We start from the raw sequence: 12,821 nt of genomic DNA, 5'->3' as shown, positions 1-12,821 counted from the left end.
TATGTCAGAGCATCAATTTAAACCTGATTTAGCTCCACCTAACCTCAGTGTAGGCTTAGTGGGTTGGCTAAAGAAAAACTTGTTTTCTTCATGGATAAACAGTTTTTTTACGCTGTTTATTCTTTACCTAATCGTTCCACCACTGGTATCAGCATTCCAATGGGTGATCTTAGAGGCAGATTGGATTGGTGATAGTCGAGATGCTTGTACCAGTGATGGCGCATGTTGGGTGTTTGTAGCAGATCGTTTCTCTCAGCTTATTTATGGCTTTTACCCTTCTGCTGAGCGCTGGAGAGTTAATATAGTCTTTGTTACTTTCCTGATTCTAATCGCTGCATTGGTCTATGAGAAAACACCGCATAAACCTAAAATTGCAATTTTTAGCTTAGTTATCTACCCGGTAATTGTATTTTTCTTATTGCTCGGTGATTCATTTGGCTTACCTAAAGTAGAGACTCACCAATGGGGTGGCTTAATGCTTACTTTGGTATTAGCTATTGTAGGCATTGTAGCAGCCTTACCCTTTGGTATTTTATTGGCTCTTGGGCGTCGCTCTCATATGCCAATAGTACGAAGCTTTTGTACTATTTACATTGAGTTTTGGCGTGCTGTACCTTTAATCACCGTGTTGTTTATGGCATCTGTAATGCTGCCGCTGTTTGTAGGCTCAGAAGTAGACTTTAACAAACTACTTCGCGCGATGATCGGCATCATCATGTTCCAATCAGCCTACATGGCAGAAGTAATACGCGGTGGCCTACAAGCTATCCCCAAAGGTCAGTACGAAGCAGGTGAAGCACTAAACTTAAGCTATTGGCAATCTATGGGTTTAATCATCTTGCCGCAGGCATTGAAGATTACCATCCCTTCAATTGTTAATACCTTTATTGCGCTTTTCAAAGATACCAGCCTGGTATTAGTTATTGGATTATTCGATTTATTGGCTATTGGTCAATCTGCACTAGCAGATCCCGAATGGCTTGGTTTCTCTACAGAAATGTACGTATTTATCGCTTTTGTATTTTGGGTGTTCTGTTTCGGTATGTCTCGCTATTCGATTCATCTTGAGAAGAAACTACACACAGGGCATTAATAAGGAAATTTTACATGACATCTAATCAAACAAACCCTGAAGTCGTTATTCAGCTCAAGGGAATGAACAAATGGTACGGTGAGTTTCACGTACTAAAAGACTTAGATCTTACCGTAACCAAAGGCGAAAAAATTGTTATTTGTGGACCTTCTGGTTCAGGTAAATCGACCATGATTCGCTGTATTAACCGTTTAGAGGAACACCAAAAAGGTGACATAGTCGTTAATGGTACAGAGTTACAAAGTGACCTTAAAAGTATTGAAACAGTGAGAAGTGAAGTAGGTATGTGTTTTCAGCACTTCAACCTGTTCCCTCACCTTACGGTTTTACAAAACTGTTGCTTAGCGCCAATTTGGGTGAAAAAAATACCGAAAGCGGAAGCTGAAGCCACAGCAATGAAATACTTAGAACGGGTTAAAATTCCAGAGCAAGCCGATAAGTACCCTGGGCAACTTTCAGGTGGTCAGCAACAACGTGTGGCTATCGCTCGAAGCTTGTGTATGAATCCATCTATTATGTTATTTGATGAACCAACCTCAGCTTTAGACCCTGAGATGGTTCGTGAAGTACTTGATGTTATGGTTGAGCTAGCGAACGAAGGTATGACCATGCTTTGTGTAACTCACGAGATGGGCTTTGCTAAACAGGTAGCCGACCGAGTGATATTCATGGATAGAGGTGAAATTATCGAAGAGAATGAGCCCGTAGAGTTCTTCGAAAATCCTCAGTCTGACCGGACTAAGTTGTTCTTAAGTCAGATTTTAAATCACTAGAATCAATACTTTAAGACACTAAAAGAAAAGGAAGCCAATTGGCTTCCTTTTTTAATACCCTAAATATCTACTTAGGTTCGGCGTTCTCTACCCTACTCTTGAGCTTTTGCCCAGGTCGGAAGGTGACTACTCGACGCGCAGAGATGGGGATGTCTTCGCCCGTTTTCGGGTTACGACCAGGGCGTTGATTTTTCTCCCTTAGGTCAAAGTTACCGAAGCCGGAAATTTTGACTTGCTCCCCACTTTCCAAAGCCACCCGTATTTCTTCAAAAAAAGCTTCTACTACTTCTTTAGACTCTCTTTTGCTAAAGCCTAAGTTTTCAAACAAATTTTCTGCCAGGTCAGCTTTAGTTAATGCCATAACTAGTCCCTCAAGGATGCGTCAAACTCTGTACGTAACGCCTCTACAATGGTATCAACTGTAGCGGCAATCTCTTTTTCTTCAAGGGTGCGGCTTTGTTCTTGCAGAGTTAAACTGATAGCAATACTTTGCATATCGTCTGCAATGCCTTTCCCTTTGTATACATCGAATAAGTTTACGCCAACTAATTGATTTCCGCCAACTTTCTTAATGCAATTTAATAAATCGCTAGCTTTTACTTGCTGTGATACCAATAAAGCCAAGTCACGACGGTTAGCCGGGAACTTAGAAACAGGCTGAGCATCTGGTAAATTGCGCACAGTAACAGCCGCTAACTCAAGCTCGAATACAAAAATCTTCCCGCTTAAGCCGAAAGCTTTAAGGTGCTGTGGGTGCAATGCGCCAACATAACCGACTACTTCGCCGTTACGTAAAATATTTGCAGCTTGGCCAGGGTGTAGAGCAGGATTTTGAGTCACTTCAAAACTAAATGATTCTGCATCGGCAGTTTGCTGAATCAGTGCCTCTACATCACCTTTAATATCAAAGAAGTCTAATTCACGTTCGGTGCTATTCCATGCTTCTTGATTAGCATTACCGCTAATAACACCAGCCAACATCGCAGTTTGGCTTACACCATTTTCTGCATTTTGATCAGGTACAAAACGTAAGCCAGATTCAAATACTCTAACTCGAGGTTGCTGGCGCTTCTGGTTGTAAGAAACTGTGTCTAGCAAACCAGTAAGTAAGCTTAAACGCATTACCGACATTTCTACCGATATTGGGTGTGGCAGTACCATTGTTTCTTGTTGTGGGTGCAGCAATTGTTGACGTTTAGGGTCTACAAAACTGTAAGTTACCGCTTCTTGGTAACCACGGGCACACAGTAGTTGGCGTACTTTGGCTGCTGGCAACTCTACTTCTTGGTGTTGACTCATCTTTAATGAAGCAACCGGAGAAACATTTGGAATGTTGTTGTAACCGTAGATGCGAGCTACTTCTTCGATTAGATCTTCTTCGATATCCATGTCAAAGCGATAGCTTGGTGCCGTTGCTTCCCAACCTTGTTCGGTTTCTGTTACGGACATACCCAAACGGGTAAGGATTTCGGTAACTTGCTGTTTAGCAAAGTTATAACCAACAACTTTTTCTAAACGAGCATGGCGAAGAACAATAGTTTTAGCGCTAGGAAGTTTAGCCTGGTCGCCGGCTTCAATCACTGGACCTACTTCACCACCACAGATTTCTACCAGTAGTTGGGTAGCACGCTCCATTGCTTGATTTTGTAGTTGATAATCAACACCACGTTCATAACGGTGAGATGAGTCAGTATGTAAACCATACTGTCTAGCTCTACCGGTAATCGCTAACTTGCTAAAGAAGGCACATTCCAAAAAGATATCTTGGCTCGTTTCGGTGACACCGGTTTTCTCGCCACCAAAAATACCCGCCATTGCAATTGGGCCGCTTTGGTCACAAATTGCTAAGGTATTGTCTTTAAGTTCAACTTCGTTACCGTCTAGCAATACCAGCTTTTCACCATTGTTCGCTAAACGAACGTCAATTGAGCCAGTTAACTTAGCTAAATCGAAGGCGTGCATTGGCTGGCCTTGTTCAATTAACACGTAGTTAGTGATATCAACTACCGGGTCAATTGAGCGAATACCGCTGCGACGTAGGCGTTCTTGCATCCAAAGAGGCGTAGCTGCTTTTACGTTTACACCTTTAATCACACGGCCTAAATAACGTGGACATTGTTCGGTGGCTTCAACATTTACTGCGAACGTATCTTCAATGCTAATTGCAGCGTTTTGCCACTGCGGTTCTGCTACGTCTAGTTGGTTAAGTACTCCAACTTCACGCGCTAAACCACGGAGGCTTAAACAATCAGCTCGGTTAGGGGTTAAATCAACTTCTATGATTACGTCGTTGAGCTTTAAGTACTCACGTAAGTCAGTGCCAATAGGCGCACCACTAGGTAGTTCCATGATGCCGTCTGACTCGTCGCTAATGCCCAGTTCACTGTAAGCACACAACATACCGTGCGATGGTTGACCACGTAGTTTGGCTTTTTTGATCTTAAAATCGCCAGGTAAAACTGCACCAACAGTAGCTACCGCTACTTTTAAACCTTGGCGACAGTTTGGCGCGCCACAAACAATATCAAGCAGCTCATCACCACCAACATTAATTTTAGTAACGCGAAGTTTGTCGGCGTCTGGATGTTGACCACACTCAACGACTTCACCAATAACAACACCGTTAAAATCAGCTGCTACCGGCTCTACGCCATCTACTTCTAGGCCAGCCATGGTAATTTGTTCGGCTAACTCTTCACGAGAAACACTTGGGTTAACCCACTCTCTTAGCCAGGATTCGCTAAATTTCATCTCAATTAACCCTTAATTAAATTGTTTTAGGAAACGTAAGTCATTTTCGAAGAATGAACGTAAATCGTTTACGCCGTAACGCAACATAGTTAAACGTTCTACACCCATACCAAAGGCGAAACCGGTGTACTCTTCAGGGTCAATGTTTACTGCGCGTAATACGTTTGGATGAACCATTCCGCAACCAAGTACTTCCAACCAACCATTCTTACCTAGTACATCAACTTCAGCGGATGTCTCGGTAAATGGGAAATAAGAAGGACGAAAACGCACTTGCATGTCTTCTTCAAAAAAGTTTTGCAAGAAATCGTACAACACGCCTTTTAACTCGGTGAAGTTAACATTCTTGTCTACCATCAAACCTTCAACCTGATGGAACATAGGCGTATGCGTTTGGTCGTAATCGTTGCGGTATACTCGGCCAGGAGAAATAATTCTGATTGGCGGCTTTTCGGTTTCCATGGTTCGGATTTGTACACCAGAAGTTTGGGTACGTAATACCAAATCGGGATTAAAGTAAAAAGTATCGTGGTCAGCACGCGCTGGGTGATGCTCGGGAATATTCAGTGCATCGAAGTTATGGAAACCATCTTCGATTTCTGGACCAGATTTAACTTGGAAACCTAACTCACCAAAAAACGTTTGAATACGTTCAATGGTTCTTGTTACAGGATGCAAACCGCCTAATTCATCGGTTCGACCTGGTAATGTAACGTCAACGGTTTCGGCCGCCAATTTAGCGTTTAGTTCTTGTTGAACTAACAGCTCACGTTTTTGATTTAAGGCTTCTTGGATAGCTTGTTTGGCTTGGTTAATAAGTTGCCCAGCTTGAGGACGCTCTTCAGGCGATAATTTGCCAAGTCCCTGTAGCTGTTTAGTCATTAACCCTTTTTTACCTAAGTACTCTACGCGAACGTTATCTAGTTCGTTAATCGCAGAAGCTGCTTCTATGTGAGTCTTCGCCTGATTGATTAGCGCATCAAGATCTAGCATGATTTCCTCATATTCCGCCAAGGGAACGGCTGATTTTTAGTATTTAATAAGACCGGAAATAGTACTTTAATGAATCGCTGTTGGCTAGCGCCGAAGCTTGTTTGATAAGGATTTTTACAGGAGTTTGTTGGCTATTTAAGCAGGTAGCTAGATACCAATAGAGTCGTCAGAGGAGTTATGGCTAAACAAGCCAATTTGAGAGACTAAAAAGGCAATAAAAAAGGGAGCCTAAGCTCCCTTTTCACAAACTTGATAAAACTTATAAAGCAGCTTTTGCTTTTTCTACCAATACTGTGAATGCTGCTTTATCAAAAACAGCAATATCAGCTAGGATCTTACGATCGATTTCGATAGATGCTTTTTTAAGTCCGTCAATGAAACGGCTGTAAGACAAACCATTTTGACGAGAAGCAGCATTAATACGTGCAATCCATAATTGACGGAATTGACGTTTACGCTGACGACGGTCACGGTAAGCGTATTGACCCGCTTTGATTACCGCTTGGAAGGCTACGCGATAAACACGTGAACGTGCTCCGTAGTAACCTTTGGCTTGTTTTAAGACTTTCTTATGACGTGCACGTGCTTGTACACCGCGTTTAACTCTGGCCATTCTTAATTTCCTCTAAACTTATGCGTACGGCAACATGCGAACAATTGATGCAACATCAGAAGCAGCAATCATACCCTTCGGACGAAGGTGACGTTTAACCTTAGTACGGCGCTTAGTCAGGATGTGACGAAGACCAGCTTGTTTGTATTTAAAACCACCAGAAGCAGTTTTCTTAAAGCGCTTAGCAGCGCCTTTGTTCGATTTCATTTTTGGCATTTTACATGCACTCCGCATTGCGATATTAACAACATATAACTAAAGGCGAACAAAAACAGCTTACTGTTAAAGTAAGCTGTTCGTTACTTGGAAGCCTTAGTTACTTCTTTTTAGGGCCTAACACCATAACAGCTTGGCGACCTTCCATTTTTGGAAAAGCTTCCACAACTGCTAACTCTTCTAAATCACCTTTAATGCGATTTAGTAGATCAAAGCCGAGGCTCTGGTGTGCCATTTCACGACCACGAAAACGTAGCGTTACTTTAGCTTTGTTACCCTCTTCTAGAAAGCGAACCAGGTTGCGTAGTTTTACCTGATAGTCGCCTTCGTCAGTTCCAGGTCGGAATTTAATTTCCTTAACCTGAATCTGTTTTTGCTTCTTCTTCTGTTCTTTTACAGATTTACTCTTCTCGTAAATGAACTTACCGTAATCCATGACCCGACAAACAGGTGGTTCAGCATTCGGACTAATTTCAACTAAATCAACGCCAGATTCTTCAGCGATGTTTAGCGCTTCATTCAAACTTACAATGCCAATGGACTCGCCATCTAAGCCGTTAAGGCGTACTTCTTGGGCTTGAATTTCTTCATTTATCTTATGTGCTCTTGCAGCTTGTTGCTGACCACGTCTTCCGGTTTTTATAATTTATACCTCAATACAATTATTGTCACGATTGGCGATTTCTTGCTTAATCTTCTCAACAAACTTGTCTACTGCAAATTTGCCTAAGTCATCGCCCTTACGAGTTCTAACCGCAACCTCATTACTTTCGACTTCTTTATCGCCGACAACCAGTAAGTAAGGAATACGCTTTAGAGTATGTTCGCGGATTTTAAAGCCTATCTTCTCATTTCTCAAGTCCGCAATGGCTCTAATGCCCTGTTTATTTAATTTTTTTACTACTTGATGGGTAAAATCGGCCTGTTTATCGGTAATATTCATCACCACAACTTGGCGAGGAGCTAACCATGTCGGGAAAAAGCCCGAGTATTCTTCGGTTAAAATACCGATAAAGCGTTCAATAGAACCTAAAATAGCGCGGTGAATCATTACCGGCACATGGCGTTCATTATCTTCACCTACAAAAGAAGCCGCCAAGCGACCAGGCATAGAGAAGTCTAGTTGAACGGTACCACATTGCCATGCTCTATCGAGACAATCGTGAAGAGTGAACTCAATCTTAGGACCATAAAAGGCGCCTTCGCCTGGTAGGTATGAAAACTCGATACCTTTAGAGCTTAGTGCATCAGCTAAAGCTTTTTCAGATTTATCCCAAGTTTCGTCATCACCAACGCGTTGTTCAGGACGCGTAGAGAGTTTTACTTCAATTTCTTCAAAGCCAAAGGTTTTGTATGTCTCGTATACCATGTCGATACAAGAGGCTACTTCGTCTTGAATTTGATCTTCTGTACAGAATATGTGGGCATCATCTTGAGTAAATCCACGTACGCGCATTAAACCGTGCAAAGAGCCAGATGGCTCGTTACGGTGACAAGAGCCAAACTCCGCCATACGTAACGGAAGATCACGGTAAGACTTCAAACCTTGGTTAAAGATTTGAACATGACCGGGACAGTTCATTGGTTTAACAGCGTACTCACGGCTTTCTGATTGGGTAGTAAACATGCCATCTGAGTATTTATCCCAGTGACCTGATTTCTCCCACAAGCTGCGGTCCATGATTTGTGGCGCTTTAACTTCTTGGTATTCGTATTTAGAAAGTTGTTCGCGTATGTAACTTTCTAACTGGCGGAAAATTGTCCAGCCTGAGTCATGCCAGAACACCATACCTGGTGCTTCTTCTTGCATGTGGTAAAGATCTAGCTGTTTACCGATTTTACGGTGGTCACGCTTAGCAGCTTCTTCAAGGCGCTTTAAATAAGCAGCAAGTTGCTTTTTATCTGCCCATGCTGTGCCGTATACACGTTGTAGCATTTTGTTTTTGCTATCACCACGCCAATAAGCACCGGCAACTTTCATCAATTTAAAGTGATGACAAAACTTCATGTTTGGCACGTGAGGACCACGACACATATCTACGTATTCTTCGTGATGATATAGGCCTGGAGTAGCGCTTGCCTCAATGCCTTCAATAATTTCTAGCTTGTATGGCTCTTCGCGTTCTTCGAATACCGCTTTTGCTTCCGCAAGAGGAACTGTTTTCTTAACCACATCGTAATTGGTTTTAGCCAGCGCCTTCATGCGCTTTTCAAGATTCTCAATATCTTCTTGAGTTAGCGAGTGCTCTAAATCAATGTCGTAGTAAAAACCATTATCAATTGTTGGGCCAATGGCCATTTTGGTTTCTGGCCACATTTGTTTAATGGCATGACCCAATAAGTGAGCACAAGAGTGGCGAATAATCTCTAAACCATCTTCGTCTTTAGCGGTGATAATCGCTACTTGTGAATCTTCAGAAATAAGCTCACAAGCATCTACGCGTTCGCCGTTTACACGGCCTGCTATACACGCTTTAGCTAGGCCTGGGCCAATATCTGCAGCGATATCTAAAGTTGAAACTGGGTTTTCGAATTGACGTTGACTACCGTCAGGAAGAGTAATAACTGGCATATTTATCCTTGCTCATACAGTGGTGATGCCTACGCAACATCACATGATTTAGTCGATAAAATTGAGTACTTAATGCACTTAAAAGATGCGCAATATTAAAGGTCTGCGCAGATAACTTCAATAGCTTATGGTTTATTGATCTGAAGACTCGTGGTTCTTGCGAATTTGAACCATAATTGAAAGGTGGACATATTGGAGTAGTTGTTATGAAAAACTATGTCGAAAAAATGATTTCCTGCCCAACCTGTGGTCACCATACGCCGCTAATTATTGATGCGAGCAATGGTAACCAAGATTTCTATGAAGACTGCCGAGTTTGTTGCAACCCAATTCATTGTCGCTTACAAGTAGATGAAAGCAACGACAAGTTATTAGCCTTTGTAGACGCCGACGACGAACAGTACTTTTAGCCTAACCAGCGTTTTAGTTCACCGTTTTCTGCAAGCTTTTTAATGGTATCTATGGCTGTCTGAGTTCCGCTGTCTATTTCAATATTCAGCAAATCCCCTACTTGCTTGCTGCCTAAAGTAGTTACCCGAAGCGTTTCAGGAATAATATGTAACCAAAACCCTTGCTCGCTTACTTTGCCTACAGTTAAGCTAGCGCCATCTACTGAAATAAAGCCTTTGTAAATCACGTAGTCTTTCCAAGCTTTTTCTAGGCTTAAATGAATGCCTAAGTTGTTTTCTGAGTGTTGTAATTCAAGGATTTCGGCAGTGCTATGAATATGACCAGAGACTAAGTGGCCGCCTATCTCATCACCCACCTTCGCAGCGCGTTCAATATTTACTAAATCCCCTTCTTTTATTGTGCCTAAGTTTGTTAGACTTAGCGTTTCTTGAATCAAGTCGAATTGAACACCTTGTTTGCTAATGTTGACCACCGTTAAACACGTTCCATTAACGGCAACACTGGCACCTATTTTCAAGCCCTCGGTATCCTCTAAATCAACCCAGAGTTGCATGAAACCTGGTGATAACTCGACTTTGACAACTTTTCTTTTACTCTGAACTATTCCGGTGAACATGAAGCATTTTTTCCTGGGTTTTAAACAACGTTTTTCTAAAGAGTGTTTTGCCATTTTACGACTGGCAGGTCCTATTGTAGTTGCCCAACTTACCATAACCGGCATGAGTTTTGTCGATACGATTATGGCGGGGTCAGTAAGCCCTACTGATTTAGCCGCTGTAGCTGTAGCTGCCAGCTTTTTTAACCCAATAATCTTGCTACTTCAAGGCATATTAATGGCAGTAACGCCGCTAGTAGCCTATCAAATTGGCGCTAAGCAAGCGCACAACGGTGGTAACATTTTTCGCCAAGCTTTAGTGATTTCTATGCTTCTAGCTGCCGTTGCTTGGGTTGTTCTTTGGTTTGCGCCAAATGTATTTAATATCATGGATGTTGAAGAACAACTGGTCGGCTTAACCAAACAATATCTCTATTTTGTTAGTTTTGGTTTACCCGCCTTTGCTTTATACCAAGTATTAAGAGGGGTAAACGAAGCATGTTCTAACATAAAGGCCATAATGCTGATTGGTATTATAGGCTTGCTCATCAACATTCCCATTAACTACATCTTCATCAACGGCCTATATGGCATGCCCAAATTAGGCGGCGCAGGTTGTGGCGTAGCAACCGCTATGGTGAATTGGTTTATGGCCTTGGCGATGTTGGTCTATGCCACTAGAAGCAAAACCTTACTGCCATTAAAGCTATTTGAGCGATACAACGGACTAGACTGGCCAATAGTTTCACGAATTTTCAAACTAGGTTTACCTATCGGCGGTGCAATATTCTTTGAGGTGACCTTGTTTTCGATGATTGCCCTACTACTTTCTCCTCTTGGTGCAGACATTGTAGCGGCCCACCAAATCGCACTTAACTTTACCTCAATGGTATTTATGCTGCCCTTAAGTATTGGTATCGCACTTACCATTAGAGTGGGTAACTTTATGGGTGAGAAATCGCTAGATAAAGCACAGATCACCGCTTACAGCGGAATTATATTGTCTATTATCATTACCCTATTTATTGCCAGCGCCACCATTGTATTTCGTCACAACATTATTGGTTGGTATACCGAAAACACTACGGTTGCTGCAATTGCGGCTCCACTCTTTTTATTGGCCGCTACTTACCAGTTATCCGACTCGCTTCAAGTTTGTTGCGGCGGTGCACTTAGGGGCTACCAAGATACTCGCTTCATCTTAATTGTTACCCTTATTAGCTTTTGGCCAATAGGTTTAGGCGTGGGCTCTATACTTACCTTTACAGGTTACTTCACTGAAGAGCCTATGGGAGTGATCGGTTTTTGGATAGCTATTGTATTAGCACTAACGGCCTGTGCTATCGGTTTATGCTGGCGCTTAATATGGGCAAGTAACAACCCAGACAAACTTCACCTAATCAATAAGGAAGCATGAGTAAAAAGCAACTCACCCTATACCTGTTTATATTGTCCAGCATAACAGCAGGTGCTTATGGTGTGTTGCATTGGCTTAAGCCACCTAGTGAGCGGCTATTTCTAGACTACAGCACACGGCTAAACCGTGTGCTTTCAATATCCATAGAAGCGCCAAACCATACTCCAACCCTTCCTACTATTTCTTGGCGAGACGGTTTACAAGTAGAGCCCGAGCTAACACTTTCGCTGCTAGACAGCTTAGCGCTAAAATCTTGTGGTTTAGACCAATTGGTATTTGAGAAAAGTTCAAGCCTAGGTAAACATGCCAGCGCAGATTACCGCTTAGTGTGGCACTCCGAATTTATTGGTGGACTACAAACTTGCTTAAACGATCTTCAGCTTAAACCGGAGTTAAGGCTCTCTCTTGCGCATATTCTAAAAACTAAGTTAGCCGCAATTGATGTGTATTGGCATAACTACTTGCTCAATGAGCAAAGTCTAAGACACTTGTGGATTAGCCTACAAAGGCTAAGTGTTAACCCCCTCTCTGCTTATCGCGCGTTAGCGTTAAACCTACAGGAATTAAGCCATATTCATAAACAGCTAAATGTAAGTAACACCATTGATAAAGAACAGTTATTAAGCTTAAGTGAAAGGCTGCAGAAAGGAGCAAGCATTGTTGCTTTGCTGCAAGAGTTAAACGCAACAAGCGCTTGGCTTAGTCAGGTTGCTGCCGCTTTAGCGTCTCGTCAGTTTAGTTGTCATGAGAGTGAAGAGAAATATCAAATACTGCAGAACATACTAAGCAAAGTTTATACGGTAAAAGTTCAAGATTATCTGGCAGAGTTAGACCAGAGTGCCGGCTTAGTGTTGCCTTCTCTGTCACCGCTAATGCAACAATCCCATCCCGTGCTATTAGAGCGTGCCCACGCCATTCATGTTGAATTTAAACAGGCAAATCGACAACACGTAACGCAATGGAAATTGATTATAGAAAGCTGTAAATAAGCTTTAGAGAAACAGTCCACATTCAAGTTCACTCTTGCACGTCACCCAGTACTGCTTAATCATTGAGCATACAACTCTCATATTCTTTAACAGCGGTTGACGACCGCTTAGAGTTACAGTACCTTTCGCTGCGTAGGGTAAAACCTAATAATACAACCGTAGCTCAGTTGGTTAGAGCACCACCTTGACATGGTGGGGGTCGGTGGTTCGAATCCACTCGGTTGTACCAAAAATTTAAAACTATATTCGCGTAGCTCAGTTGGTTAGAGCACTACCTTGACATGGTAGGGGTCGGTGGTTCAAATCCACTCGCGAATACCAAACTTTCAGCTTCTAAAATTCTCCCCATATTTTCTGCATCGATCAAAATACGTATATCCTTAGCGTAGATGTCTATT

13 protein-coding genes and 2 tRNA genes are annotated in these 12,821 nt (G+C 42.3%); 7 read left to right on the top strand and 8 right to left on the bottom strand.

Features of this window, described 5'->3' with window-relative positions:
- The first annotated feature begins 1 nt into the window (after position 1).
- Both G6R11_RS18020 and G6R11_RS18015 read left to right on the top strand, forming a co-directional pair.
- A complete protein-coding gene (locus G6R11_RS18020; RefSeq protein ID WP_163134460.1) occupies positions 2-1,093 on the top strand; it encodes an amino acid ABC transporter permease in 1,092 nt (363 codons plus the stop codon).
- Between the two features lie 14 nt (positions 1,094-1,107).
- Entirely contained in the window at positions 1,108-1,866 is a 759-nt protein-coding gene (locus G6R11_RS18015) for an amino acid ABC transporter ATP-binding protein (RefSeq protein WP_163134459.1), read from the top strand.
- 67 nt (positions 1,867-1,933) lie between these two features.
- Here the strand turns inward: G6R11_RS18015 and ihfA are convergent, their stop codons facing one another.
- The 7 genes from ihfA to thrS form a co-directional block, all read right to left on the bottom strand.
- Complete coding sequence (gene ihfA / locus G6R11_RS18010; RefSeq protein WP_016401503.1) at positions 1,934-2,227, bottom strand: integration host factor subunit alpha; 294 nt, start codon at positions 2,225-2,227, stop codon at positions 1,934-1,936.
- A 2-nt stretch (positions 2,228-2,229) separates the two neighbouring features.
- Positions 2,230-4,617 carry a phenylalanine--tRNA ligase subunit beta gene (gene pheT / locus G6R11_RS18005; RefSeq protein WP_163134458.1) on the bottom strand — a complete coding sequence of 796 codons (2,388 nt, stop codon included), beginning with the start codon at positions 4,615-4,617 and terminating at the stop codon, positions 2,230-2,232.
- Between the two features lie 12 nt (positions 4,618-4,629).
- Positions 4,630-5,610 carry a phenylalanine--tRNA ligase subunit alpha gene (gene pheS / locus G6R11_RS18000; RefSeq protein ID WP_163134457.1) on the bottom strand — a complete coding sequence of 327 codons (981 nt, stop codon included), beginning with the start codon at positions 5,608-5,610 and terminating at the stop codon, positions 4,630-4,632.
- A gap of 259 nt (positions 5,611-5,869) precedes the next feature.
- Positions 5,870-6,223, bottom strand: a complete 354-nt coding sequence (rplT, locus tag G6R11_RS17995; RefSeq protein ID WP_016401506.1) for a 50S ribosomal protein L20 — start codon at positions 6,221-6,223, stop codon at positions 5,870-5,872.
- Positions 6,224-6,241: 18 nt separating this feature from the next.
- The gene (gene rpmI, locus G6R11_RS17990) at positions 6,242-6,439 is read right to left on the bottom strand and encodes a 50S ribosomal protein L35 (protein ID WP_016401507.1); all 198 of its coding nucleotides are present in this window, start codon (positions 6,437-6,439) and stop codon (positions 6,242-6,244) included.
- 100 nt (positions 6,440-6,539) lie between these two features.
- Entirely contained in the window at positions 6,540-7,082 is a 543-nt protein-coding gene (gene infC, locus G6R11_RS17985; RefSeq protein ID WP_084681800.1) for a translation initiation factor IF-3, read from the bottom strand.
- A 3-nt stretch (positions 7,083-7,085) separates the two neighbouring features.
- Positions 7,086-9,011 carry a threonine--tRNA ligase gene (gene thrS, locus G6R11_RS17980; protein WP_163134456.1) on the bottom strand — a complete coding sequence of 642 codons (1,926 nt, stop codon included), beginning with the start codon at positions 9,009-9,011 and terminating at the stop codon, positions 7,086-7,088.
- Between the two features lie 206 nt (positions 9,012-9,217).
- Between thrS and G6R11_RS17975 the strand changes: the two genes are divergently transcribed.
- On the top strand, positions 9,218-9,421 hold the full coding sequence (locus tag G6R11_RS17975; RefSeq protein WP_163134455.1) for a CPXCG motif-containing cysteine-rich protein: 204 nt from the start codon (positions 9,218-9,220) through the stop codon (positions 9,419-9,421).
- Here G6R11_RS17975 and G6R11_RS17970 read toward each other — a convergent pair.
- Complete coding sequence (locus G6R11_RS17970) at positions 9,418-10,038, bottom strand: riboflavin synthase subunit alpha (RefSeq protein ID WP_163134454.1); 621 nt, start codon at positions 10,036-10,038, stop codon at positions 9,418-9,420. The two genes, G6R11_RS17975 and G6R11_RS17970, sit on opposite strands and share 4 nt — an antisense overlap.
- On the opposite strand from G6R11_RS17970, the gene G6R11_RS17965 reads away from it, so the two are divergent.
- From G6R11_RS17965 to G6R11_RS17950, 4 genes are all read left to right on the top strand, one after another.
- The gene (locus tag G6R11_RS17965) at positions 10,037-11,434 is read left to right on the top strand and encodes an MATE family efflux transporter (protein WP_163134453.1); all 1,398 of its coding nucleotides are present in this window, start codon (positions 10,037-10,039) and stop codon (positions 11,432-11,434) included. The two genes, G6R11_RS17970 and G6R11_RS17965, sit on opposite strands and share 2 nt — an antisense overlap.
- Positions 11,431-12,423, top strand: a complete 993-nt coding sequence (locus G6R11_RS17960; RefSeq protein WP_163134452.1) for a DUF3080 family protein — start codon at positions 11,431-11,433, stop codon at positions 12,421-12,423. The genes G6R11_RS17965 and G6R11_RS17960 overlap by 4 nt, the downstream gene beginning before the upstream one ends.
- 152 nt (positions 12,424-12,575) lie before the next feature.
- Positions 12,576-12,652 (top strand) — tRNA-Val (locus G6R11_RS17955).
- Between the two features lie 15 nt (positions 12,653-12,667).
- Positions 12,668-12,744, top strand: a tRNA-Val gene (locus G6R11_RS17950).
- Positions 12,745-12,821: the final 77 nt, after the last annotated feature.

The organism is Agarivorans sp. Alg241-V36, from assembly GCF_900537085.1.
Lineage (GTDB): Bacteria > Pseudomonadota > Gammaproteobacteria > Enterobacterales > Celerinatantimonadaceae > Agarivorans.
This window is presented reverse-complemented; position numbering and strand designations above follow the sequence as displayed.